We start from the raw sequence: 24,907 nt of genomic DNA on the forward strand, positions 1-24,907 counted from the left end.
ACGCCCGCGGCGGCTCCCAGGTGAGGAAGTGGGCCCCATGGGCTTCTCGGTGCTCTACATCGCCTTCGGCATCGTCGCGCTGTGGCTGCTGGGTGAGGTGCTGTTCCAGCACAAGGCGCGGCTGCGCTGGCGGGCGCTGGCCTTCGCGGGCTTCATGGGGGTCGTCGCCGGGGTCGCGATGCGGGAGCCGCTGCTGATCCTGGTGGGCGCGATCGCCTTCGGCATCGGGCAGGTACAGGTCACCTGGTCGTACAAGCGGGGCTTCGCCGCGGGATGGGCGCTGAGCGGCGGACCGCTCGCCGACCGGCTCCGCGGCGGCCGTCCCGCGCCGCGCGGCCGGGCCACGCTGGAGGTCGGCCCGATCGAGGAGGACGGCTTCGGCGACACCGGCCAGGTGTCCGTCGAGGGCGGACCCGAGCAGATCGCCGACCCGGGCAGCGCGCGCGACGACATCTACCAGCCGATGCCGATGCACGAGGACAGCGGCGAATACCCGCTCTACGGCACCCCGCCCGGCCCCACCGCCGACCCGTACGCGACGCGCGGCTACGGCCAGGACACCGGCGCGGGCTCGGGCTGGGCCCCGCCCGCCCAGCCCGAGCCCGCAGCCGCCTCGTACGGCTACGGCTACGGCGACGGGCAGGGCACGGCCCCGGACGGCTACGGCTGGGGCGCCGACCAGTCCGCGGCCGACCCGCACGGCTACCCCGAGCAGCCCCCCGGCGGCTACGGCTACGACGGCGGCTACGGCTACGACCAGGGTCCGGGGCAGCAGCAGGGCCACGACTACGGGCAGGGCTACCCGCAGCAGCAGCCCGCCGCCGGCTACGGGGACTTCCCGCACACCACCGGCGACTGGACCCCCCAGCCCCCGCCGCCTGCGGACCCGTACGGCTACGGCTACCCCTACCAGGAGCAATACCCGCAACAGGCGGAGCAGCCGCCGTACATCCCCCAGCAGCAGCCCTACGGCGACCAGCCGCCCGCGCCTTACCCGCCGCAGCAGTCGGACCCGTACGACCCCTACCGCTACTGAGCCGGCCCGCTACCGGCCCGTGTCGCCCAGCAGCGCGGGCAGCCGGGCCGCCGCGGTGCCGAGCCCGGCGGGGATGCGCCAGGGCTGGGCCGCGGGAGGAGCCGTGGCCGCCGCGGCGGCCGCCGGGAAGTGGCGCAGCAGCGACTCCTCGTCGTAGCGGCGGCAGCCGCGGTGCCAGTTCAGGATTCCGGCCATCCAGTCCCGCAGCTCCTGGGCATAGCCGTCCAGCGCCCGGCGGGCGGCCGGGTCGAGCTGGAACTCCTCGTAGAGCGAGGGCAGTTGCGTCTCGGTGATGTGCTGGAACTCCGCCATCCGCGCGGCCATGAGGGCGCCCACCACCCGCATCCCCTCGTCCGGGCCGCAGTCCAGGAAGTTCTGCACCACCAGCACCGCGTTGTGGATCTCGCCCTCGAACTCGATCTCCTTCCGGTACGAGAAGACGTCGTTGAGCAGGCACGCGAAGTCCGCCGCCGCGGACTCCATGGCCCGCACCGGCCGGGCGCGGTAGACCTCGGGAGGGAGCACCCCGCCGTGGCCGATCCGGGACAGGCTCATCGTCAGGCCGGAGCCGAAGGTGTCGCGGCGCATCTCGATGTAGTCCACCGGGTCGGGGATCCGGTTGTGCCGGAGATTCACCAGCTCCCACAGCCAGCTCGCGGTCATGTCGTCGATCGCGGCGCGGAAGGCGCACCGGGCCTCCTGGCCCATCGGCCCCGCGGTGCGCCGCCACAGGTCGGCGAGGCTCCGCTCGAACGCGGTGAGCGGCGGCGGCACCAGCCCGGCGTCCAGCGGCATGAACAGCCGCAGCCGGTCGGTGGTGAGCCGGGCGGCCAGCAGGTCACCGGCGCGGCCGAAGACCTGCGTGTAGTAGTCGTCGCCGTAGGTGCCCCACGCCAGCCACTGGGTCGTCAGGTCCAGCGCCTGCTCGGTCGCCTCCGGGTGGATACCGGCGGCGCACAGCGCGAGGTCGTACGCCGCCAGCTTCTCCGCGTCCCACACCCCGCCCGGCGCGGGGACGCCGGGCTCCGGGCCCAGCAGGCCCATCCGCTCGCACCATGTGGCGCAGTGCTCGCGGGCGGCGTCCAGATGCGGGCTCATCCGCAGCGGGAAGGGCATCGCGATGTCCGGCAGCGGCACCTGGCCCACCGGCCGGTGGGGGACATGGCTGAAGGAGCGCAGGCGCTGCGGCATCGTCGCCGCGAGCGAGCCGAGCACCCCCGCCGCCGTCGTGCCCAGCCCGGTCGGTCCGCCGAGCCCCCCGGTCGCGGCCGCCGTGCCGCTCACCGCGCCCGCGGCGCCCTCCCCGGCGCCGTTCATGTAGCGGCTGGAGCGCATGTGCCACTCGTGGCCGCCGGACTGCCAGTCCTGGAGGCCCTTGACGTACGCCAGCACGTCCCGCCGCTCGGCGGGGCCCAGGCCGTACTGGTCGGCGAGCGGGCCGACCTCGGTGAGGGCGGTGTGCTCGAACTGCTGGAGGCGGGACGTCAGCAGGTCGTTGACCAGCTCGGCGGCCTCCTGGGGCGGGAGGCCGAGGAAGTGCTCTAGCACCAGCACCGCGTTGGCCAGCTCGCCCTCCTGCTCGGTCTCGCGCTGGTAGGAGAACAGGTCGTTGCGCAGGTGGACGCCGTCGGAGAAGGTGTCGCGCAGCACCCGCAGCGGGCGGCTCGCGGCGATCACCGCGGGCACCTCGGCCGCCGCGGCGTGCTCGACGAGATTCGCCGACCAGGGCGCGCCGCCCACCTTGCGGCGCATCTCGATGTATTCGACGGGGTTGGAGATCCGGCCCGCGCTGATGTTGCCGAGCTCCCACAGCGACTCCTCCAGCAGGGACTCGGTGCTCTGCCGGAAGCGCCGCCGCCAGTCGTCCGACATCGCCGGCACCGTGCGCGCCCACAGATCCGCCAGCCCCGCCTCCACCTGGTTGGTCGGCTCCGGCATCGGCCCGTCCGGGTCGAGCGGCATGAAGTCCGGCAGCCGGTCCAGATAGGCCTTCGCGCCCGCCATGTCCTGCGTGCGCTTGAAGATGTCCAGGAAGTGGTCGTCGAAGAAGAACACCCAGACGTACCAGTCGGTGACCAGGTCCAGCTCGGGGCCCGAGGCGTCGGGGTGGGTGTACGCGCACAGCAGCGCGTAGTCGTGCGCGTCGAGATCCGACTCCTCCCAGATGCCGGACCCCTCCAGCATGCCCATGCCGCGCGCCCACTCCTTGGTGTGCGCGCGCGCCCGCTCCAGGCGGGGGTTGAGGCGGGCCGGATACGGGACGTAGAAATCCGGGAGTTCGAAGGGCTGGGACATGTCGGAAGGGCCTTCCGCTCGGCGAACACAGAGCCTGCGATCACGCTAAGTGATCGACCCGGCGCGCCGGGAGGGCCTGCCCCCACAACCCCTCGATCAGTTGAATTCGGGCGCGCGCCCGATTAACGATCTTGCGGGGCGGTCATGTACCGCGCCGTCGCCGGCCCGCCTTCGGGCACCCGTACGGGCCCGCGCAGCCCGCCGCGGCTCAGCGGCTGCCGCCCGGGCCGCCCGCCACCAGGTCCGCGGTGATGGCCGCCGACATGCCCGCGTGCGGCAGCCCGCCGCCCGGGTGCGCCCAGCCGCCGACCGCGTAGAGGCCCGGCAGCGGCGCCCGGTTCGCCGCCCGCAGCAGCGTCCCGCCCGCACCGGCCAGCGACGGCCCCGGCACCGCGCCGCCCGCCGCGCCGGTCTCCCGCTCGACGTCCGCCGGGGTGCGCACCTCCCGCCACAGCTCCCGCTCGCGCAGCCCCGGCACGGCGGCCTCGGCGGCGGCCACCACGAGGTCCGCGAAGCCGTCCGCGGCCCCCGGCGCGTTCCAGTCCACCGCCCGCGGCGCGCCCGCCGTGCCGTGCGCGGGCACCGGCGCGGTCAGCGTCACCGCCTCGTGCCCGCCGTCCGGCCGGGTCGCCGGGTCGTCGGGCCGCAGCACGGTCACCGTCACACCGCCGCGCGGCGGCAGCGGCGCGGGGCGGCGGGCGAACAGCCAGTCCAGTGCGCCCTTCCGGTCCGCCGCGTGCACCACCGTGCGGTGCGCGCAACCCTGCGGGCGCGAGCCGCGCAGCGCCAGGTGGACGGAGAAGCGCCCGGACTCCCCGCGGGGCCCGGTGAAGGGCCACGGCGTGCCGTCCGCACCGCCCGCGGCGGCGAGCGCGGGCAGCGGCGCCCCGGCCACCACGATGTCGGCCGGCACCTCGCTCCCGTCGGCCAGCCGCACCCCGGCCGCCCGCCCGCCGGCGACCAGCAGCCCGGCCACGGGGGCGTCGAAGCGGAATTCCACCCGCCGCTCGCGGCAGCGCTCGTACACCGCGTCGGCCAGCGCGCGCACGCCCCCGCGGACGTACCAGACCCCGAAGGTCGCCTCCAGGTACGGCAGCACCGCGGCGGAGGCCGGGCCCTCGCGCGGGTCGACGCCCTGCGCCAGCAGATGGCTCTCCAGCAGCGCCACCAGCCGCGGGTCGCGCAGCTCGGCCGCCGCCACCCGGGCCAGCGACGGCCTGCCCCGCCCCGGCCCGAAACCGCGCCTGAGCGCCGGGTACGGGTCGCGCGCGAAGACCCGCGGGTCGGCGGGCAGCGCCTCCTCCAGCATCGGCCGCCGCATGACCTCCCACGTCTCGCGGCCGCGGACCAGCAGATCCGCCCAGCGCTCCCCGCTGCCGGGCCCGCAGGCGGCGTCCAGCGCCGCGACGGTGCCGGAGCGCGAGGCGTTCGGCAGCGTCACCTCCGTGCCGTCGGCGAAGACATGACGGGCCGCCGGATCCACCTCGGCCAGGCCCACGACGTCCTCCAGCGCGGCCTTGCCGGTCTTGACGAACAGGTCGCGGTAGACCGCGGGCAGGGTCAGCAGGCCGGGGCCGGTGTCGAAGGCGAAGCCCTCCCGTGCCAGCCGCCCCACCGCACCGCCGTACCCGCCGGTGCGCTCCAGCACCACCACCCGGTGGCCGCCGACCGCCAGCCGTGCCGCCGCCGCCAGCGACGCCATACCCGCGCCGATCACCGCAATCCGTGCCATGCCACGGACTGTAGCGGCGGGCGCGCGGTCAGGCCGTGGCCGGGGTGCCCTTGCGACGGGCGGCGCGCAGCTCCTTGCGGCGCCGCCAGAAGCGCCGGATGCGGGAGAAGAGGAAGATCACCACGGTGATCCCCGCGACCAGGACGGCGCCCGCGACGAGTGCCGCCGCCACCGGGTGGAAGAGCGCGAGGACCACCAGGGCCGCCACGCCCAGATCCTCGGTGAGGCTCAGCACGATGTTGCTCACCGGCTCCGGCGAGGTGTTGACCGCCATCCGCGTACCGGTCTTGACCAGATGCGTCACCAGCGCCGTCGAACCGCCCACCGCGGCCGCCGCGACCTGCGGCAGCGAACCGTCGTGCCCCGCGAGCAGCGCGGCCACCACCGCGCCCGCGACCGGCCGGATCACGGTGTGCACCACGTCCCACACCGAGTCGAGGTACGGGATCTTGTCCGCCACCGCCTCGCACAGGAACAGCAGCGCGGCGACCACCAGCACGTCGGTGCGCTGCAAGGACAGCGGCACCTCGTCGGTGGCCCCGGTGGCACCCATCAGGCCGAGCAGCAGGACGACCGCGTACGCGTTGATCCCGCTCGCCCAGCCACTGGTGAAGATCAGCGGAAGTGCGGACATGACCGGGACTCTAGCCAGACCTGCCCGCCGCGCGCCCGGAGTTGGCCGGATCGGGCCGGGACTGAGTACGGCTACCTAGGCCCCGGGATGAGTATCCGTACGGATGGCGCGGCCCGCGCGGACCGGAAGAGTGGTGCGCGGGCAGGCACCCCGGACACACCGCCGACACGGGGCGGCGGTAGGACGGGAGCCCGCCGGCAACGGGGGTTGTCATGGGGGGCGCTGCCCCGGCCCGGTCCGTAGCAGGGGGGGACGGACCGGGCCGGGACAGTGCACCGGGGCCGTATCCGCCGCGCTCAGGTGCCTCAGACGCGGCGGGAGGGCCCGCCCAGCGCGCCGCCGACCCGGCCCTGGAGCAGCCGCGACAGCGCCGCGTGCACGTCCTCGACGCTGCGCTCGGGCTGGAAGGCCTGCCAGTCGAGCGCCGCCACCAGCACCATGCCGAACAGCGCGGACGCCGTGAGCGGCACATCGATCTCGTCGCTCAGCTCGCCGTCCGCGACCGCCGCCGCCAGCACCTCCTCGACCACCGACACCGCCTCGGTGCGCACCAGTGTCAGCGTGTCCTGCCAGGCCCTGTTGGTACGCCACAGCTCCGCCACGTACAGCTGCGTGAAGGACGGGTAGCGGACGATGAAGGTCAGCCCGGCCAGGATCATCGCGTCCAGCGCGTCCACCCCGCTGCCGCCGCGCGCCCGCGCCGCCGACGCCGCCTGCCGCAGCGCGTCCCGCAGCCGCTCCACGCCGTCCCGCAGCAGCTCCTCGAACAGGTCGTTCTTGCTCGCGAAGTTGTAGTAGACGGTGCCCTTCGCCACTCCGGCGCGCTCGGCGATCTCGTCGACGGTCGTGGCGGAGAAGCCCTGTTCGGCGATGAGCGTGACGGCCGCCGCGTAGAGCTTGCGGCGGGTGGCCTGGCGTCGTGCGGTGGTCATGGCCCGATTCTGCCCGCAGCGGTGGGGGCGGCGTGGGGTGATCTTGCCGGAAAACCCCCGGGAAAAGCTGCCGCGACGGGCCCGCGGGCGGCGAAATCCGCAGGTCAACGCGCATTGTCAGTGGTGGGCCCCACTATGGGGCGTACGGACACACGTACGGAGAAAGTGAGGCTCGCCATGGCACTTCCGGTCAGCGACGTCCACCCTGTGCTGCGTCGTACCACCGCACCGCCCGCCGCCCTCGACCTGCTCACCCAGGCCCACCTCGGCCTGACCGAGGCCGCCGGGCTCGACGCCCCCCACGAGCGGTACGCCACCGCCCATCTCGCCGCCCTGCGCACCGCCGCCGCGGTGCTCGCCGCCCGCGGCCGCCCCGAGGACACCCCGCGCCGCCGCCGCAGGATCCGCAGCGTGTGGGAGGTGCTGCCGGAGATCGCCCCGGAGCTGTCCGAATGGAGCGCCCTGTTCGCCGCCGGGGCCGACCGCAGGGCCCGGGCCGAGGCCGGCATAGCCACCGCGGCCGGACCCCGCGAGGCCGACGACCTGGTCCGTGCCGTGACGATGTTCCTGCGCCTGGTGGAGCGCATGCTGCTGCTGCGCCCCGCGCTGGACGGCTCCGCCCCGCCCGTCGGCGCCCCGGTGGTGCCCTCGGCGGAGTGACCAGCGCGGGGCCCGCGGGCGGCGGCGGCCAGGGCCTACAGTGGGGTGCGCAGGCCTGGATCACCACCGTCGCCCGGGCCGCCGTACGCCACCGTCGCCCGTGCCGCAAGGAGCCGTCCGCCATGTCCCGTCAAGCAGGGGTGGACCCGATGCGCCCCCGAGCCGCCCTGCGCACCGCCGTGGTCTGGGAGGTGCTGCGCGAGGCGCTCGACCGGCGCGCGAAGGCCGCGGACAGCCCCGTCCTGGACGTCCTGGACACCGGCGGCGGCACGGGCAACTTCGCGGTGCCGGTGGCCCGCCTCGGCCACCGGGTCACCGTCGTCGACCCCAGCCCCGACGCGCTGTTCGCGCTGGAGCGGCGCGCGGCGGAAGCGGGCGTCACCGACCGGGTCAGCGGCGTCCAGGGCGACGCGCAGGGCCTGCCCGACGTCGTCACCCCCGACGGCTACGACATGGTCCTGTGCCACGGCGTGCTCGAATACGTCGACGACCCGGCCGAGGGCGTACGCCACGTCGCCGGCGCGCTGCGCCCCGGCGGTGCGCTCAGCCTGCTCGCCGCGGGCCGCGGCGGCGCCGTCCTGGCCAGGGCGCTCGCCGGCCACTTCGCCGAGGCCCAGCACGCCCTGGGCGACCCGGACGGCCGCTGGGGCGACGGGGACTCGCTGCCCCGCCGCTTCACCGCCCAGGAGCTGAGCCGGCTGGTCGCCGACGCGGGGCTGCGCACCGCCTCCGTGCACGGCGTGCGGATCTTCGCCGACCTCGTGCCCGGCGTGCTCGTCGACACCGAGCCGGGCGCCGTCGAGGCGCTGCTGCGGCTGGAGCTCGCCGCGGCGGAGGATCCCGGCTTCCACGCCGTCGCGACCCAGCTGCACGTCCTCGCGGAGCGCCCCTGACGGCTGCCCGACCGCTGCCCGGCGGCCCCCGCCCGGGGGTCGCGCGGCCTCCGGGCCGCCGCGGCGTGCGGGACGGCACACGGGGAGTCGGTCACAGCCCGCCCACAGCGCGTTTCCTCACCGTATGCTGGCATGACGCGGCAGCGGACGGGGAATGAAGGACCCGTCGGATTGGCGCACAGGGGCGGGTGTCACGGGGGCGATTCCCTGCCTATCCTGAAAGGGTCGGACCGGTCGCTTCCGCGGCCGTCGAAGAGGAGGTCTCCGTGCCGCTCTCGGAGCACGAGCAGCGCATGCTCGAGCAGATGGAGCGAGCGCTGTACGCCGAGGATCCCAAGTTCGCGTCGGCACTCGAAGGTACCGGGCTGCGCACCTTCACCCGGCGCCGCGTGTATCTGTCGGTCGCGGGCTTCCTGGCCGGTGTCGCGCTGCTCATCGGCGGCATGATCGCCAAACTGACCGTGCTCGGTGTCGCGGGCTTCGTCGTGATGCTGGTCTTCGCGGTGCTCGCGGTGACCGGCTGGCGCAAGGCGGGCAAGCCGCTGGACCAGCCCCCGCCGCCGCTCGGCCCCGGCGGCCGCCGAGGCCGCCTCGGGCGGCGTGAGCCCCGCCAGCCGCGTCGCGGGACGGTCATGGACCGCATCGAGGAGCGGTGGCAGCGGCGCCGCGACGAACAGCAGGGCGGGCGTTAAGCCCCCCCGCTGACCTGACTTCCGCCCCGCCGGGCCCCGCGGTTCCGCCGCGCAGCCCGGCGGGGCGTTCTGCTGCGCAGGGCCCGAGCTGTTTGCTGCGCAGGGCCCGAGCCATCAGGGGCGCGTGGGGGCACCTCCCAGGCGGAGCCTGGGGGAGAACTGCGCGACCAGCCCACCACCGTGGTGCACGTCGTCACCGGCCCGAAGGGGCAGTTCGGTCCGTACCGGACCACCGGCCGGTGGTGGGTTGCTCGCGCAGTTCCCCGCGCCCCTTCGGGGCGTCCTCCGCGGAGCCTCAGCCCGCGCCGCGGGGCAGGCGGCGGCGCAAGGGCGCCGTCAGGCGGTCCGTGGTGGTGGAGAGGCGGGCGGAGAAGGCCGCGCTGTGCGCGGATGTGCGCCAGAGGACGCGGGCGAAGGAGCGGGGGAGGAAGCGCGCCCGGAAGCGGCCGCCGCGCCCGGCCGTGGCGTGCAGCCCGGCGCGTACGGCGTGGACGTCCGCGGCGAGCCCGGCGGCGGGCGGCGCCTGCGGTGCGTACAGCGTGCGCTCCACCGCGGTGGCCAGCCGTGCCGCGCCCTCCGCGGCGGAGCCGTTGAGGCCGCCCTCGGCGACCAGCCGGGCCATCGCCCGGCGGGGCGTCTCGGACTCGTCCGGCGTGATGCCGTAGTCCCACCCGGTGTCGAGTACCTCGCGCCACGCGGCGAGCACCGGGCCGCCGTACTCCTCCCGGGTCTCGCGGCCGCCGCCCAGGCGCCGTGCGCGCAGCCGGCCGCGCCACAGCATCGGCAGCGTCGGCACGGCGAGCAGCAGCAGGACGAGCAGGGCGAGCCCGGCGTAGCGGAGGGCGTCCGAGCTGCCGCCGGAGCCGCCGCTGCCCCCGGCTGCCGCCGGGGCGCAGCTCGCGCCGGAGCCGGTGTGGTCGGCGCACTGCGCGGAGGCGGACGGGCGCGGCTGCGCGGTGCTGCCCTGGCCGTGCTGACCGGGGTCGGGGGTCTCGCCGCCGGTGCTGGGGCTGTTCGGCAGGGTGTAGTCGGGCGCGGTGCCCCGGTAGGGCGTGGGCTCGAAGCGCGTCCAGCCGATGCCCTCGAAGTACAGCTCGGGCCAGGCGTGGGCGTCCTTGATGCCGACGGACATGCTGCCGCTGCTGGTCATCGAGCCGGGCGTGAAGCCGACGGCGACGCGCGCCGGAATGTGCAGGGTGCGGGCCATCGCCGCCATGGTGAAGGCGAAGTGGATGCAGAAGCCCTCTTTGGTCTGCAGGAAGCGCGCGATGGCGTCGACACCGGTGCCGGACTTCGCCTGGGTGTTGTAGACGAACTGTCCGGAGGTGAAGTAGTTCTGGAGGTCCAGTGCCCGCTGGTAGTCGTCGGCCGCGCCCTGCGTGACCTGCTGGGCGGTCTGCTCGACGATCTTCGGCAGCGAGTCGGGCACCTCCTCGTAGTGCTCGGCGATGTCCCCGGTGGCCGGCGGGGCGGCCTCCAGCTGAGCGGCGGTCGGGTCCACCTGGAGGCTGGAGACCTGGTAGCGGATGCCCGCGGTGGTCTGCCCGCCCTCGCCGATGACCATCCGGCCCTCGGGCTCGTAGCGCCAGTTCCCCTCGGCCTGGACCCGGGTGGCCGGGTAGGGCATCGGCAGCCAGCCCTGCGCGTAGTCCCGGTCCACGACCACCGAGGTGTTGACGGTGGTGGAGGTGACGTCGGAGGCCAGCCCCTGCGGGGCGGGCAGCGCGTCGGGGATGTCGAGCTTCTCGTCCTTGGACGCCGACCAGCTCTCGCCGTCGAAGTTGTCGAGGGCGACGATCCGCAGGTACATGCCCTGCGCGTCGGCGGAGTTGGTGCGGTAGGTCATCACCTCGCGGTTGTCGGGCTGGTTGAGGTAGTCCTGCAGCGCGACCTCGGGGCGTACCGAGGTGGAGTTGCCGAAGCCCGTGCCCGTCCCGTCGCCGTTGCCGCCACCGCCGGAGCCGTTCAGCACACCGTCGCCCAGCGAGGGCAGGGCCACCGGCAGCACCAGTGCGATGCCCAGCGCCATCACGCCGATCCGCCGCCCGGTGCGCACCGGGGCGAGCGGCGAGCCGCCGCCCGCCGCGCCCGCGGGGCCGGACCAGCTGCCCGGCCGCGGGGCGCCGCCGAAGACCCGGCCCCAGCGGGAGAGCCGGTCACGGCCCTCGGCGAGCAGCAGCAGCAGGTAGCCGACCGAGGCGACCAGGAAGTACACCCACTGGCTGTTGCCCTCCTCCAGGCCGGCCGCGACGGCGTAGAGCGCCAGCAGCGGCAGCCCGGCGGGGGCCGCGCTGTTGTACGTGACCGCTATCGCGTCGACCGCGAGCGCGATCACCAGCACCCCGCCGACCAGCAGGAACCTGATGCCGGGGGTCACGGGCGCGGGGATCGCGAAGTTGGTGACGTCGGTCATGCCGTCCTGCGTCAGCTGGCCGAACTGCCGGAAGGCCTGCGGCCCCGGCAGGACGCCGCCCAGCGCCTGGTGCGGGGTGAACATGATCGTCAGCACGACCAGGGACACCACCGCCTGCGCCAGCACCGTCAGCGGCCTGGCCAGCGGGATCCTGCGGGCCCCGGCGCCGACCGCGGCCTGGAGGGCGACGCACAGGGCGGCCTTCACGAACCAGCCGCGCGGGCTGGCCAGCGGAAGCAGCGCCGACGCCGCCATCAGTGACGCCAGCGCGGCGAAGATCGTCAGCCGTGCGCGTCCGCTCATCGTGCCGCCCCCGCCTCGTGCTGCGGTCCGGGGGCGTTCTCCCCCGACCGGTAGCGGTCCGCCTGCTGCCACAGCTCCGGCAGCGCGTCGCCCGCCCTGACCTCCACAACCGTCCAGCCCGCCTCGCGCAGCATCCGCACCGCGCCCCGCGTCCCCTCCTCGGCCGGCGGCAGGGCGGACGCGTCGGTCACCGCGACCATCCGGCCCGTCGCGTCGCTGGCCACCCAGTCGTCGCTGTCCAGCACGAAGGCGACCGCGCCGCCCGCGCGCTGCCGCAGCCGGGCCACGCTCGTCGCGTGCTCCTCGTCCATGTCGCCCAGGAAAGCCACGATGAGGCCCTCGCTCGCCGTCCGCAGCGCCTCGTACGCGGCGGACAGCGTACGGCCGTCGGAGTGGCCGATCACCGCGAGGGTGTCCAGCAGCACGCCCGCCATGTCCGACGAGTCGCCGGCGAAGCCCCCGGTGCCCTCGGGGCCGGGGACGCTGGTGCCGGTGTCGGTGAGCAGCCGGACCGCGTAGCCGCGCTCCAGCATGTGGGTGGAGACCGACGCGGCGGCCGACACCGCCCACTCGAAGGCCGAGTCGGGGCCCGAACCGAAGTAGGCCCACTCGCGGGTGTCGAGCAGCACGGTGCAGCGGGCCCGGTGCGGCTGCTCCTCGCGGCGCACCATCAGCTCGCCGTAGCGGGCGGTGGAGCGCCAGTGCACCCGGCGCAGGTCGTCGCCGTGCCGGTAGCCGCGCGGGATGACGTCGTCCTCGCCGGCGAAGGCCAGCGCCCGGGTGCGGCTCTCGCCGTAGCCGTTGGCCTGGCCGGTGAGCCGGACCGGCGGCAGCGGCTCGACCTTCGGCACCACGGTGAGGGTGTCGTAGGCGCTGAAGGAGCGGGTCAGCTCGCACATCCCGAACGGGTCGCTCAGCCGCAGCTGGAGCGGGCCCAGCGGGTAGCGGCCGCGCAGGTCGGAGCGCACCCGGTAGGACACCTCGCGGTGGCCGCCCGGCTCGACCCGGTCCAGCACGAACCGCGGGCGCGGACCGAGGACGTACGGCACCCGGTCCTGGAGCATCAGCAGGCCGGTGGGGACGCGGGAGACGTTGTCGACCCGCAGGTGCACCCGCGCCTCCGACATCGCCGGTACCCGGGACGGCGACAGCCGGCGGCTGCCGGCCACCCGGTAGCGGGTGCGGTAGAGCACCGCGACGCACACCAGCGGCAGCACCGCGAGCAGCAGCCCGACCCGCAGCAGGTCGGGCTGCCCGAGGACGTACGCGCATATCGCGGCGGCGACACCCGCGGCCACGAAGGAGCGGCCGCGGGTGGTGAGCCCGCCGAGCGCGGTGCGGAAGCCGCCGGTGCGCGGCGGCTGGGCCGGTGGTGCGGGCGGCGCCGAGGGGAGCTGGGAGGCCATCACAGCCCCCGGGCACCCGGCATGCCCGGCCGGCGGCCCGCCGACGGGTCGGGCACCGGCACGCGCTGCAGGATCTCGGCGACGACCTGCTCGGGCGTGCGCCGGTTCAGCTGGGCCTGCGCGGTCGGCAGCAGCCGGTGCGCGAGCACCGGCGCGGCCAGCCCCTGCACGTCGTCGGGCAGCACGAACTCCCGCCCGTCCAGGGCCGCCGACGCCCGCGCCGCCCGGATCAGGTGCAGCGTGGCGCGCGGCGACGCGCCCAGCCGCAGATCCGGGTGCTCGCGGGTGGCGCCGACCAGCGCGACCGCGTAGCGGCGCACCGGGTCGGCGACGTGCACCTGGCGGACGGCCTCGACGAGCTTGACGATCTCGTGCGCGTGCGCCACCGGCTGGAGGTCGTCCAGCGGCGAGACGCCGCCGTGCACGTCCAGCATCTTCAGCTCGGCCTCGGGGCTGGGGTAACCGACCGAGACGCGGCACATGAAGCGGTCCCGCTGCGCCTCGGGCAGCGGGTAGGTGCCCTCCATCTCCACCGGGTTCTGGGTGGCGATGACCATGAAGGGGCTCGGCAGCTCGTAGGAGGTGCCGTCGACGGTGACCTGGCCCTCCTCCATCGACTCCAGCAGCGCCGACTGGGTCTTGGGCGAGGCGCGGTTGATCTCGTCGCCGACCACGATCTGGGCGAAGATCGCGCCGGGCTTGAACTCGAAGTCGCGCTGCTGCTGGTCGAAGACGCTGACGCCGGTGATGTCCGACGGCAGCAGGTCCGGGGTGAACTGGATGCGCCGCACCGAGCAGTCGATGGAGCGGGCCAGGGCCTTGGACAGCATGGTCTTGCCGACGCCCGGCACGTCCTCGATGAGCAGATGCCCCTCGGCGAGCAGGACGGTCAGCGCGATCCGTACGACCTCCGGCTTGCCCTCGATCACGTGCTCCACACTGCGGCGTACCCGGTCGGCCGTCGTGCTCAGGTCGCTGAGGCTTGCGCGTGCGTCAAAGGTGGTCACCCGGTGCTCCTAGGCCATGTTCCGCGGGACACGGTCATCCCTGGACCGGCCCTCCCCATCGTGCGGGCCGCCCCGCCGTCCGAACGGCGGGGCGGAACCGCACGGTTGCATTCTTCCCTTACGCGGCACTCCTCGTCACTCGGCTGCCGTTATTAATTCGTGATTTCCCGCAGCCGGCCCGAGTGCACGTCGAAGACGAAGCCCCGCACGTCGTCGGTGTGCGGCAGGAAGGGCGAGGTCCGCACCCGTGCCATCGACTGCCGGACGTCCTGGTCGGCGTCGGTGAACGCCTCGACCGACCAGGTCGGGCGCTGGCCGACCTCGGCCTCCAGTTCGGTGCGGAAGTCCTCGGTGATCGTCTGCATGCCGCAGCCGGTGTGGTGGATCAGCACCACCGAGCGGGTGCCGAGGGCGCGCTGGCTGATCGCCAGCGACCGGATGGTGTCGTCGGTGACGACGCCGCCGGCGTTGCGGATGGTGTGGCAGTCGCCCAGCGCGAGTCCGAGCGCCTTGTGCAGGTCGAGACGGGCGTCCATGCACGCCACGACAGCCACCTGGAGCACCGGGCGGGCGTCCATTCCGGGGTCGGTGAACGCGGCGGCGTAGTCCGAGTTGGCCTGGACGAGCCGGTCGGTGACCGAGGCGGTGGCGGCGGAGGAGGCGGTGGAACCGGCGGACGGACCGTTGGATGCGGAGGGTCCGGAAGATCCAGGAGATATCGACATGCCTCGACGGTAAGGCCCGGACCTCGTCCGCACCCCTCCGGGGTTCGTACGAATCCGCCGAATACGCAGCTGTTCCAGCAGCGTGTGACGTAACCCACACGGGTCGTACGGTGTCGGCGCGGTTCGCTCGACAGGGTGACGCGCCCGCGTCCGGCCAGCGTTGACCGTGGGGCATGGTGGAGTAAAGTGGAGCGAAGTGGTGCGTGACGGCGTCTGCGGGAGGTGCGATGTCCCCGATGTTCCTCGGGACGCACACCCCTCGGCTGGACGACAAGCACCGTCTGGTGCTGCCCGCCCGGTTCCGTGAACCGCTCGCCGACGGCCTCGTCATCACCCGCGGGCAGGAGCGCTGCCTGTGTGTTTGGCCCCTGGAGGGCTTCCGCGCCGCCACCGCGCAGCTCGCCGCCACCCCGCTGACGGCCCTGACGTCGAAGACCGCGCGCGACTACCAGCGGCTGCTGTTCGCGGGCGCGCACGACGAGGTCCCCGACCGGCAGGGCCGGGTGACCGTGCCGCAGCCGCTGCGCGAGTACGCGGGGCTGGTGCGCGACTGCGCGGTCATCGGAGCCAACAGCAGGGTGGAGATCTGGTCCGCCACCGCGTGGACGGAGTACCTGGCGGCGCAGGAGGACACCTTCTCGGCCCTGTCACAGGAGGTTCCGCCCGGATTACTGTGAGCGCGGCCCACGCCCCCGCGCACCCGCGAACCACCCGTGCGGACGTACGGCTCGGCCTCCTCCCGCTCCACCGTTGCGCTGGCACCACTTCCCCGGTGCCAGGGGAACGTTTCTGCCGAGCGGGCGGGGACCAGGTTCTACGTCCGACCGCCGGCCGCCGCCGCCAGGGCGGGCGCCGCGCGCCAGCACCGTCCGAGAAGGGCCGGCCCCTCCATGAGCGACACCCCTCCGCAGCCGACCGAGCCGCGGCACGTCCCGGTGATGCTGCGGCGCTGCCTCGACCTGCTCGCGCCGGCCCTCGCCGAACCCGGTGCGGTGGTCGTCGACGCCACCCTCGGGCTCGGCGGGCACAGCGAGGCGCTGCTCGGCACCTTCCCCTCCGCCCGGCTCGTCGCGCTCGACCGCGACCCCGAGGCGCTCAAGCTCTCCGCGCGCCGCCTGGAGCCCTTCGGCGACCGCGCCACCCTCGTGCACGCCGTCTACGACGAGATCCCCGACGTCCTGGCCTCGCTGAACATCGCGCGCGTCCAGGGCGTGCTCTTCGACCTCGGGGTGTCCTCCATGCAGCTCGACGAGGCCGACCGCGGCTTCGCCTACGCGCAGGACGCGCCGCTGGACATGCGGATGGACCAGACCACCGGGATCAGCGCCGCCGAGGTGCTCAACACCTACCCGCCCGGCGAGCTGGTCCGCATCCTGCGCTCCTACGGTGAGGAGAAGTTCGCCCGCAAGATCGTCGACGCGGTCGTACGGGAACGCGAACGCGAGCCCTTCACCACCAGCGCCCGGCTCGTCGAACTCATCAGGAACGCGCTGCCCCAGGCGGCCAAGCGCACCGGCGGCAACCCCGCCAAACGCACCTTCCAGGCGCTGCGCATCGAGGTCAACGGCGAGCTGTCCGTCCTGGAGCGGGCCGTGCCCGCCGCGGTCGGCGCGCTCGCCGTCGGCGGCCGGATCGCCGTGCTCTCCTACCAGTCGCTGGAGGACCGGCTCGTCAAGCAGGTCTTCGCGGCCGGCGCGAGCAGCACCGCCCCGCCGGGGCTGCCGATCGTGCCCGAGCAGTACCAGCCGCGGCTGAAGTTGCTCACCCGCGGGGCCGAGCTGCCCTCCGAGGACGAGATCGCCGACAACCGCCGCGCCGCCCCCGCCCGGCTGCGCGGGGCCGAGCGGATCCGCGAGGAGCACATCGGGGAGGAGCTGTCGTGAGCCCCGTCCGTCCCGCCCGCAGGGCCGGCGGCGCCCGCACCGCAACCGCGGCGCGCACGCCGTTCGTCATTCTCGTCGTGACCCTGCTCGGCGGAGGCCTCATCGCGCTGCTGCTGCTCAACGCTGCCGTCAACCGCGACTCCTTCCAGCTCAACAAGTGGGAGAAGGAGACGACGGGGTACACGGACGAGCAGCAGCAGCTCCAGCAGGAGGTCGACCAGTACGGGGCGCCCGGCTCCCTGGAGCGCCAGGCGCGGAAGCTCGGCATGGTGCCGGGCGGCAACCCGGCGTTCCTCGGCCCCGACGGGTCGGTCCTCGGCACCCCCGAGCGGGCGACCGCCCCGCCGCCCCCTCCGTCCCCGAAGCCCAGCGCCTCCGGGAGCTCCACGCCTTCCGCGCCGGCCTCGCCGTCCACCGCGCCGCCGAGCCCGTCCACGACCTCTACCCCGACGAGGTGAGCATGTCGGTCACCCGCGCCCCTGTGCGCTCCGGGGTGCCTCTCGCGGTGGCCGCGCGACCTTCTGCCGGTGGTGGGCTGGTCGCGCAGTTCCCCGCGCCCCTGAAAAACGCTCACCCGGCGCGCAAAGGGCAACCACCAGGGGCGCGGGGAACTGCGCGCTCAGCCCCCGCCGGGGGGAAGGCGGAATGCCACGCCAAGTGGCAGTCACCTCAGGGGCACGGAGGTGTCCGATGAGCAGGCCCGCAGGGCAAGGGCAAGGGCGCCCCCCGCGCCCGGCACCACGCCCCCCGGCGCGGCAGCGGCAGGCTCTCCCGGGGCCGAGGAGAACGCGCCCCGCGGGCATCGTGCGGCTGGGGCGGCCGCGGCCGCGGCTGCGGCTCGTCGGGGTCGCGCTCACGCTCGTGATGGGGATCTTCGTCGTCCGGCTCCTCCAGGTGCAGGCCCTCGACGCGTCCGCGTACGCCGCGAAGGCCGCCGTCAACCGCTGGGTCACGCACGACGTGACCGCGGACCGCGGCACGATCACCGACCGGGACGGCGTCGCCCTCGCCGCGACCGTGGACGCGTACGACATCACCGCCGACCCCTACCTCTTCACGCCCGAGCAGGCGAAGTCCAAGGACGCCCCGACCCGCGCGGCCGAGCTGCTCGCGCCGATCGTCGGCGAGGACGCCACCACGCTCGCCCGCAAGCTCTCGACGCCGGGCTCCCGCTACCAGCTGCTGGCCCGGCAGCAGACGCCCCAGGTGTGGAGCCAGATCTCCGACCTGAAGAAGTCGCTGGCCGCGCAGTCGCTGAAGCAGCCGGGCGCGAACGTGCTGGCCGGCGTGTTCAGCGAGCCGCACACCAAGCGCGTCTACCCCGGCGGCGACCTCGCCGCCGGCGTGCTCGGCTTCGTCAACAGCCAGGGCAAGGGCGGCGGCGGCCTGGAGTCGATGCTGGACAAGCAGCTCGCGGGCAAGGACGGCAAGATCCGCTACGCCCAGTCCAACGGCCGCCAGGTCCCGACCGCGGGCGTCCAGCAGCAGCCCGCGGTGCCCGGCTCGAACGTCCGGCTGACCCTCGACCGGGACATCCAGTGGGCCGCGCAGAGCGCCATCAGCGCCCAGGTCAAGGCGTCGCACGCGGACCGCGGCTACGTCGTCGTCATGGACAACAGGACCGGCGAGGTGCTGGCGATGGCCGACGCCCCCGGCTTCGACCCCGGCGACCTCACGCACGCCGACCCGGAAGCGCTCGGCAACGCCGCGATGCAGGACGCGTACGAGCCCGGCAGCGTCAGCAAGCTCATGTCCATGGCGGCGATCATCGACACCGGCACCGCCACCCCGCAGACCCGGGTCGTGGTGCCCGGCGCCCTGCCGCGCGCCGACCGCGTCTTCCACGACGACGTCGACCACGGCACCTGGTACCTGACGCTCAACGGCGTGCTCGCCCGCTCCAGCAACATCGGCACCATCGAGGCCACCGGGCAGCTCGGCAAGACCCAGGCGCAGGCCAACCAGGTGCTCTACTCCTACCTGAAGAAGTTCGGCATCGGCGACCCCAGCGGCATCGGCTTCCCCGGCGAGACCCCCGGCATCCTGGCCGCGCCCAAGGACTGGAACGCCTCCCAGCAGTACACGATCCCGTTCGGCCAGGGCCTGTCCCTCAACGCGCTCCAGGCCACCTCGGTCTACGCGACCGTCGCCAACGGCGGGGTGCGCGTCGAGCCCAGCCTGATCCGCGGCATCACCGGCCCCGACGGGCGCTTCGTCCCGTCCCCGGCGCCCAAGAAGACCCGGGTGGTGAGCAAGAAGACCGCCACGACGCTCTCCCAGATGCTGGAGTCGGTGGTCGGCAGCGAGGACGGCACCGGCACCATGGCCAAGATCGACGGCTACCGGGTGGCGGGCAAGACGGGTACGGCCAACCGGGTGGACCCGAAAACCGGCAGGTACCACGGCTACACTGCGTCCTTCATGGGCTTCGCGCCGGCCGACAACCCGCGCGTCACGATCTCCTGCGTCATCCAGAACCCGACCAAGGGCAGCTATTTCGGCGGCTCGATCTGCGGCCCGGTCTTCAAGCAGGTGATGGAGTTCTCCCTCAAGACCCTTCGGGTGCCGCCCTCCGGCGCCCCCGCGCCCAAACTCCCCACCGACTACGACCCGGCCGAGACGGCCGCCCCCGCGGTGTCCCCGGCCGGGCCGAAGGGGCGGTGAGCATGGCGGGCACCGACCACGGCCGCCCCGGCACCGCGCCGGCCGGCGCGCGCGACCCGCGGCGGCCGCGCCCGGCCCGTTTTGGCCCGCAGCCCGGCCGGGCCGGTAACCTCACCGCCGTGCCCAACCCTGATCAAGCCACCACCCTCACCCCGCCGGGCGCGCCGCGCCCGTCGCGTATCCGCCCGACCCCGCTGACCGACCTGGCCCGGCGGCTCGGCGTGCCGGATCCCGGCGGTGACACCGCGGTCACCGGGATCACCCACGACTCGCGCGCGGTCCGCCCCGGCGACCTGTACGCGGCGCTGCCCGGCGCCCGCTTCCACGGCGCGGAGTTCGCCGCCCAGGCGGCGGCGTCCGGCGCCGTCGCCGTCCTGACCGACCCGGCGGGCGCCGAGCGCGCCGCCGCCACGACGCTGCCCGTGCTGACCGTCGGCGACCCCCGGGCGGTGATGGGCGAGCTGGCCGCGGCCGTCTACGGCGAGCCCGGCGAGGCGATGCTCCGCATCGGCGTCACCGGCACCTCCGGCAAGACCACGACCTCCTACCTCGTCGACGGCGGCCTGCGCGCCGCGACGCACGGCGGGACGGGCCTGATCGGCACCGTCGAGACCCGGATCGGCGACGAGCGCGTCAAGAGCGAGCGCACCACCCCGGAGGCCACCGACCTCCAGGCGCTGTTCGCGGTGATGCGCGAGCGCGGGGTCGCCTCGGTCGTCATGGAGGTCTCCAGCCACGCCCTGGTGCTGGGCCGGGTGGACGGCGCGCTCTTCGACGTCGCCGTCTTCACCAACCTCAGCCCGGAGCACATGGAATTCCACTCCGGCATGGAGGACTACTTCCAGGCCAAGGCGCAGCTGTTCACCCCGCGCCGCAGCCGGCTCGGGGTGGTCAACCTGGACGACGAGTACGGCCGCCGGCTGGTCGCCGAGGCCGGGGTGCCGCTCGTGACGTTCTCGGCGCAGGGCAGCCTGGACGCCGACTGGCGCGCGGAGGACGTCGAGGCCGGGCCGATGACGAGCAGCTTCACCGTCGTCGGACCCAAGGGCGAGCGCTTCGCCGCGACCTCCCCGCTGCCCGGCCCGTTCAACGTCGCCAACACGCTGGCCGCGATCACCGCGCTGGCCGCCGCGGGCCTGGACCCGCACACCGCCGCCGAGGGCATCGCGGCGGTGCCCGGGGTGCCGGGCCGGCTGGAGCGGGTGGACGCCGGGCAGCCGTACCTGGCGGTCGTGGACTACGCGCACAAGACGGACGCCGTCGAGTCCGTGCTCCGCGCGCTGCGCACCACCACCCGCGGCCGTATCCACGCCGTCCTGGGCTGCGGCGGCGACCGCGACGCCACCAAGCGCGCCCCGATGGGCGCCGCGCTGGCCCGGCTCGCCGACACCGCCGTCCTGACGTCCGACAACCCGCGCTCGGAGGACCCGCTGGCGATCCTCAGCGCGATGTTCGCCGGGGCCGCCGAGGTGCCCGCCGAGCAGCGCGCCCACGTCCTGGTGGAGCCCGACCGGGCCGCGGCGGTGGCAGCCGCGGTGGCCCAGGCCGAGCCGGGCGATGTCGTGCTGGTCGCCGGCAAGGGCCACGAGCAGGGCCAGGACATCGCCGGCGTGGTGCGACCGTTCGACGACCGAGAGGTGCTGCGCGCCGCGATCGAGAAGGGCCGGAAGGCATCGTGATCCCCCTTTCCCTCGCCGAGGTCGCACACGCCGTCGGCGGGAGCACGCACGACATACCGGACGAGGCGGTCATGGTGACCGGCCCGGTCGTCCACGACTCCCGCGAGGTGGTGCCCGGGGCGCTGTTCGTCGCCTTCGCCGGCGAGCGCGCCGACGGCCACGACTTCGCGCCCGGCGCGGTCGCCGCGGGCGCGGTCGCGGTGCTCGCGGCCCGCCCGCTCGGGGTGCCGGCGATCGTCGTCGACGACGTCCAGGCCGCGCTGGGCGCGCTGGCCCGGCACGTCATCGAGCGGCTGGGCGCCACCGTGGTGGCGCTCACCGGGTCCGCGGGCAAGACCAGCACCAAGGACCTGCTCGCGCAGGTGCTCCAGCGGCTCGGCCCGACCGTGTACACCCCCGGATCGCTCAACAACGAGATCGGGCTGCCGCTGACGGCCCTGAAGGCCGACGAGGGCACCCGGCACCTGGTGCTGGAGATGGGCGCCCGCGGCATCGGCCACATCGCCTACCTGACCGGCCTGACGCCGCCGCGGATCGGGCTCGTGCTGAACGTCGGCAGCGCCCACATCGGCGAGTTCGGCGGAAAGGAGCAGATCGCCCGGGCCAAGGGCGAGATGGTCGAGGCGCTGCCGGACGAGCACGCCGGGGGCGTCGCGGTGCTCAACGCCGACGACCCGCTGGTACGGGCCATGGCCGACCGCACCAAGGCGAAGGTCGTGTACTTCGGGGAGAGCGAGCACGCCCAGGTCAGAGCCACCGGCGTAGCGCTCAACGACCGCGGGCAGCCGGTGTTCACCCTGCATGACCCCACCGGGTGCGCCGACGTGACCTTGCGCCTGTACGGTGAGCACCACGTGTCGAACGCGCTCGCCGCAGCCGCCGTCGCCAGTGAACTCGGCATGCCCGTACGGGAGATCGCCACCGCGCTCTCCGAAGCCGGGTCCCTGTCGCACTGGCGGATGGAGGTCACCGAGCGCCCCGACGGCGTGACGGTCGTCAACGACGCCTACAACGCGAACCCCGAATCCATGCGGGCCGCCCTGCGCGCGCTCGCGGCGATGGGCAGGCCCGCGCAGGCCCGGGGGGGACGCACGTGGGCCGTGCTGGGAAAGATGGCCGAACTGGGCGGAGAAGCGCTTGCCGAGCACGACGCGGTGGGGCGGCTGGCCGTCCGGCTCAACGTCAGCAAGCTCGTCTGCGTCGGCGGTCAGGAAGCCGCGTGGCTGCAGATGGGCGCCTATAACGAGGGTTCGTGGGGTGAGGAGTCGGTGCACGTGTCCGACACAGAGGCGGCGATCGACCTGTTGCGCGCAGAGCTGCGGCCGGGTGACGTCGTGCTGGTGAAGGCATCCAGGTCGGTCGGCCTGGAGGCCGTCGCCCTGGCGCTGACCGAGGACGGCCTCGGCGGAACGGCAGCCGGCGAGGGTGCCGCGCGATGAAGCAGATCCTCGTCTCCGGGGTGCTGGGCCTTTTCCTGTCCCTGATCGGCACCCCGCTGCTGATCCGGCTGCTGGCCCGCAAGGGCTACGGCCAGATGATCCGCGACGACGGCCCGAAGGCGCACCACAGCAAGCGCGGCACGCCCACGATGGGCGGTATCGCCTTCATCCTGGCCACGCTCGTCGCCTACGCCGCGACCAAGCTCATCACCGGCGACAAGCCGAGCATGTCCGGTGTGCTGGTGCTCTTCCTGACCACCGGGCTCGGCGTCGTCGGCTTCCTCGACGACTACATCAAGATCGTCAAGCAGCGCAGCCTGGGCCTGCGGGCGAAGGCGAAGATGGCGGGCCAGCTCATCGTCGGCATCGCCTTCGCGGTGCTCTCCCTGAACTTCGCGGACTCCCGCAACCAGACGCCGGCCTCCACCAAGCTGTCCTTCACCACCGACTTCGGCTGGACGATCGGCCCGGTCATCTTCGTGGTCTGGGCGCTGTTCATGATCCTGGCCATGTCCAACGGCGTGAACCTCACCGACGGCCTGGACGGCCTGGCCACCGGCGCCTCGACGATGGCCTTCGCCGCCTACACCGTCATCGGCGTGTGGCAGTACGGCCAGTGGTGCGGCGCCCAGGTGAGCGCCAACGGCGCGTGCTACGAGGTGCGCGACCCGCTCGACCTCGCGGTGGTGGCCGCCGCCCTGATGGGCGCGTGCTTCGGCTTCCTGTGGTGGAACACCTCGCCGGCCAAGATCTTCATGGGCGACACCGGCTCCCTCGCGCTCGGCGGCGCGCTCGCGGGCCTGGCGATCTGCTCGCGCACCGAGCTGCTGCTCGCCGTCCTCGGCGGCCTGTTCGTCCTCATCACCATGTCGGTGGTCATCCAGGTCGGCTCCTTCCGGCTGACCGGCAAGCGCGTCTTCCGCATGGCACCGCTCCAGCACCACTTCGAACTCAAGGGCTGGAGCGAGGTCCTGGTCGTGGTCCGCTTCTGGATCGTCCAGGGCATGTGCATGGCCGTCGGCCTCGGCATCTTCTACGCCGCCTGGGTGGCCGCCTCGTGACCGCCGCCCCGGACCCGGCAGCCGCCTTCGCGGGCGTACGGGTCACCGTCGCCGGGCTCGGGGTGTCCGGGGTGCCCGCGGCCAGGGCGCTGCACTCCTTCGGCGCCCGGGTCACGGTCGTCAACGGCACCGCGGGGGAGCGGCAGCAGGCCGAGGCCGCCGAGCTGGAGGCGCTCGGCATCGCCGTACGCCTCGGCGACGGGGACACGCTGCCGGACGGCACCGAGCTGGTCGTGACCGCGCCCGGCTGGAAGCCGTCCAGCCCGCTGTTCGCGGCCGCCGCGGCCGCGGGCGTCGAGGTCATCGGCGACGTCGAGCTGGCCTGGCGGCTGCGCGGCGAGGGCGCCGCGCCCTGGCTCGCGGTGACCGGCACCAACGGCAAGACCACCACCACCCGCATGCTCGCCGCGATCCTCACCGCGGCGGGCCTGCGCACCGCCGCAGTCGGCAACATCGGCGTCTCGCTGCTGGACGCGGTGCTCGGCGACGAGCCGTACGACGTCCTGGCCGTCGAGCTGTCCAGCTACCAGCTGCACTGGGCGCCCGGCATCCGCCCGCACAGCGCGGCGGTGCTCAACCTCGCGCCCGACCACCTGGACTGGCACGGCTCGATGGAGGCCTACGCGGCCGACAAGGGCCGGATCTTCCAGGGCAACCAGGTCGCGTGCGTCTACAACGCCGCCGACCCGGCCACGGAGAAGCTCGTCGAGGAGGCGGACGTCGAGGAGGGCTGCCGGGCGATCGGCTTCACCCTGGACGCCCCCCGCATGTCGGAACTCGGCGTCGTCGACGGCCTGCTGGTCGACCGGGCCTTCGTACCCGACCGCCGCGACAAGGCCCAGGAGATCGCCGAGGTCGGCGACGTCCAGCCGTCCGCGCCGCACAACGTCGCCAACGCGCTCGCCGCCGCCGCGCTGGCCCGCGCCTACGGGGTGCCGCCCGGCGCGGTCCGCGACGGCCTGCGGGCCTTCCGGCCGGACGCCCACCGCATCGCCGAGGTCGCGGTGCTGGACGGCGTGACCTACGTCGACGACTCCAAGGCGACCAACACCCACGCCGCCCAGGCCTCGCTGACCGCGTACGACCACGTCGTGTGGATCGCCGGCGGGCTCGCCAAGGGCGCGGAGTTCGACGAGCTGGTCCGGGCCGCCGCGCCGCGGCTGCGCGGGGCGGTGCTGATGGGCGCCGACCGCGCGCTGATCCGCGAAGCCCTCGCGCGACACGCCCCGCAGGTGCCGGTGGTGGACCTGGAACGGGCCGACACTGGGGCGATGTCCGCGGCCGTCGCCGAGGCACGGCGGCTGGCCGCACCGGGCGACACCGTCCTGCTGGCGCCCGCGTGCGCCTCGATGGACATGTTCAGCAACTACAACCAGCGCGGCGACATGTTCGCCGACGCGGTCCGCGCCGCTTCGCCGGACACCGCGGCGCACTAGCCGCCGCGGCCCGGCAC

General features: G+C 74.4%; 20 protein-coding genes. 12 read left to right on the forward strand and 8 right to left on the reverse strand.

Annotation, left to right across the window (positions count from 1 at the left end; translation table 11 throughout):
- Positions 1-37: 37 nt before the first annotated feature.
- Positions 38-1,036 carry a hypothetical protein gene (locus ACH4SL_RS26365; RefSeq protein WP_398449799.1) on the forward strand — a complete coding sequence of 333 codons (999 nt, stop codon included), beginning with the start codon at positions 38-40 and terminating at the stop codon, positions 1,034-1,036.
- 9 nt (positions 1,037-1,045) lie between these two features.
- Here ACH4SL_RS26365 and ACH4SL_RS26370 read toward each other — a convergent pair whose 3' ends face one another.
- From ACH4SL_RS26370 to ACH4SL_RS26385, 4 genes are all read right to left on the reverse strand, one after another.
- Positions 1,046-3,331, reverse strand: a complete 2,286-nt coding sequence (locus ACH4SL_RS26370; protein WP_398449801.1) for a germacradienol/geosmin synthase — start codon at positions 3,329-3,331, stop codon at positions 1,046-1,048.
- Between the two features lie 208 nt (positions 3,332-3,539).
- A complete protein-coding gene (locus tag ACH4SL_RS26375) occupies positions 3,540-5,063 on the reverse strand; it encodes a phytoene desaturase family protein (protein ID WP_398449803.1) in 1,524 nt (507 codons plus the stop codon).
- Between the two features lie 28 nt (positions 5,064-5,091).
- Complete coding sequence (locus ACH4SL_RS26380; RefSeq protein ID WP_398449805.1) at positions 5,092-5,697, reverse strand: DUF4126 domain-containing protein; 606 nt, start codon at positions 5,695-5,697, stop codon at positions 5,092-5,094.
- Between the two features lie 305 nt (positions 5,698-6,002).
- On the reverse strand, positions 6,003-6,629 hold the full coding sequence (locus ACH4SL_RS26385) for a TetR/AcrR family transcriptional regulator (protein ID WP_398449807.1): 627 nt from the start codon (positions 6,627-6,629) through the stop codon (positions 6,003-6,005).
- Positions 6,630-6,806: 177 nt separating this feature from the next.
- Between ACH4SL_RS26385 and ACH4SL_RS26390 the strand changes: the two genes are divergently transcribed.
- From ACH4SL_RS26390 to ACH4SL_RS26400, 3 genes are all read left to right on the forward strand, one after another.
- The gene (locus ACH4SL_RS26390; RefSeq protein WP_398449809.1) at positions 6,807-7,289 is read left to right on the forward strand and encodes an SAV_6107 family HEPN domain-containing protein; all 483 of its coding nucleotides are present in this window, start codon (positions 6,807-6,809) and stop codon (positions 7,287-7,289) included.
- Positions 7,290-7,411: 122 nt separating this feature from the next.
- The gene (locus tag ACH4SL_RS26395) at positions 7,412-8,182 is read left to right on the forward strand and encodes a methyltransferase (RefSeq protein ID WP_398449811.1); all 771 of its coding nucleotides are present in this window, start codon (positions 7,412-7,414) and stop codon (positions 8,180-8,182) included.
- Positions 8,183-8,448: 266 nt separating this feature from the next.
- Positions 8,449-8,874: a DUF3040 domain-containing protein gene (locus ACH4SL_RS26400; RefSeq protein ID WP_398449813.1), complete on the forward strand. Its 426-nt coding sequence runs from the start codon at positions 8,449-8,451 to the stop codon at positions 8,872-8,874.
- A 295-nt stretch (positions 8,875-9,169) separates the two neighbouring features.
- Here the strand turns inward: ACH4SL_RS26400 and ACH4SL_RS26405 are convergent, their stop codons facing one another.
- The 4 genes from ACH4SL_RS26405 to ACH4SL_RS26420 all read right to left on the reverse strand — a co-directional run bounded on the left by ACH4SL_RS26405 (position 9,170) and on the right by ACH4SL_RS26420 (position 14,728).
- On the reverse strand, positions 9,170-11,590 hold the full coding sequence (locus ACH4SL_RS26405) for a DUF3488 and DUF4129 domain-containing transglutaminase family protein (protein WP_398449815.1): 2,421 nt from the start codon (positions 11,588-11,590) through the stop codon (positions 9,170-9,172).
- A complete protein-coding gene (locus ACH4SL_RS26410) occupies positions 11,587-12,996 on the reverse strand; it encodes a DUF58 domain-containing protein (RefSeq protein ID WP_398449817.1) in 1,410 nt (469 codons plus the stop codon). Before ACH4SL_RS26410 ends, ACH4SL_RS26405 begins: the two co-directional genes overlap by 4 nt.
- Positions 12,996-14,003 (reverse strand): AAA family ATPase, encoded by a 1,008-nt coding sequence (locus tag ACH4SL_RS26415; RefSeq protein ID WP_398449819.1) that lies wholly within the window; start codon positions 14,001-14,003, stop codon positions 12,996-12,998. Before ACH4SL_RS26415 ends, ACH4SL_RS26410 begins: the two co-directional genes overlap by 1 nt.
- A 152-nt stretch (positions 14,004-14,155) precedes the next feature.
- The gene (locus tag ACH4SL_RS26420; protein ID WP_398449821.1) at positions 14,156-14,728 is read right to left on the reverse strand and encodes a beta-class carbonic anhydrase; all 573 of its coding nucleotides are present in this window, start codon (positions 14,726-14,728) and stop codon (positions 14,156-14,158) included.
- Between the two features lie 236 nt (positions 14,729-14,964).
- Between ACH4SL_RS26420 and mraZ the strand changes: the two genes are divergently transcribed.
- From mraZ to murD, 8 genes are all read left to right on the forward strand, one after another.
- Positions 14,965-15,405 (forward strand): division/cell wall cluster transcriptional repressor MraZ, encoded by a 441-nt coding sequence (gene mraZ / locus ACH4SL_RS26425; protein WP_398450318.1) that lies wholly within the window; start codon positions 14,965-14,967, stop codon positions 15,403-15,405.
- A gap of 213 nt (positions 15,406-15,618) precedes the next feature.
- Entirely contained in the window at positions 15,619-16,611 is a 993-nt protein-coding gene (gene rsmH, locus ACH4SL_RS26430; RefSeq protein WP_398449823.1) for a 16S rRNA (cytosine(1402)-N(4))-methyltransferase RsmH, read from the forward strand.
- A complete protein-coding gene (locus ACH4SL_RS26435) occupies positions 16,608-17,069 on the forward strand; it encodes a hypothetical protein (protein WP_398449825.1) in 462 nt (153 codons plus the stop codon). Before rsmH ends, ACH4SL_RS26435 begins: the two co-directional genes overlap by 4 nt.
- Before the next feature lie 232 nt (positions 17,070-17,301).
- A complete protein-coding gene (locus tag ACH4SL_RS26440; RefSeq protein ID WP_398449827.1) occupies positions 17,302-19,275 on the forward strand; it encodes a peptidoglycan D,D-transpeptidase FtsI family protein in 1,974 nt (657 codons plus the stop codon).
- Positions 19,276-19,277: 2 nt separating this feature from the next.
- Positions 19,278-20,954 (forward strand): UDP-N-acetylmuramoyl-L-alanyl-D-glutamate--2,6-diaminopimelate ligase, encoded by a 1,677-nt coding sequence (locus tag ACH4SL_RS26445; protein WP_398449829.1) that lies wholly within the window; start codon positions 19,278-19,280, stop codon positions 20,952-20,954.
- Complete coding sequence (murF, locus tag ACH4SL_RS26450; RefSeq protein WP_398449831.1) at positions 20,951-22,393, forward strand: UDP-N-acetylmuramoyl-tripeptide--D-alanyl-D-alanine ligase; 1,443 nt, start codon at positions 20,951-20,953, stop codon at positions 22,391-22,393. Before ACH4SL_RS26445 ends, murF begins: the two co-directional genes overlap by 4 nt.
- Complete coding sequence (gene mraY, locus ACH4SL_RS26455) at positions 22,390-23,454, forward strand: phospho-N-acetylmuramoyl-pentapeptide-transferase (protein ID WP_398449833.1); 1,065 nt, start codon at positions 22,390-22,392, stop codon at positions 23,452-23,454. Before murF ends, mraY begins: the two co-directional genes overlap by 4 nt.
- Positions 23,451-24,890, forward strand: a complete 1,440-nt coding sequence (murD, locus tag ACH4SL_RS26460; protein WP_398449835.1) for a UDP-N-acetylmuramoyl-L-alanine--D-glutamate ligase — start codon at positions 23,451-23,453, stop codon at positions 24,888-24,890. Before mraY ends, murD begins: the two co-directional genes overlap by 4 nt.
- Positions 24,891-24,907: the final 17 nt, after the last annotated feature.

This window comes from Streptomyces sp. NPDC021020 (genome assembly GCF_044333285.1).
Classification (GTDB): domain Bacteria; phylum Actinomycetota; class Actinomycetes; order Streptomycetales; family Streptomycetaceae; genus Actinacidiphila.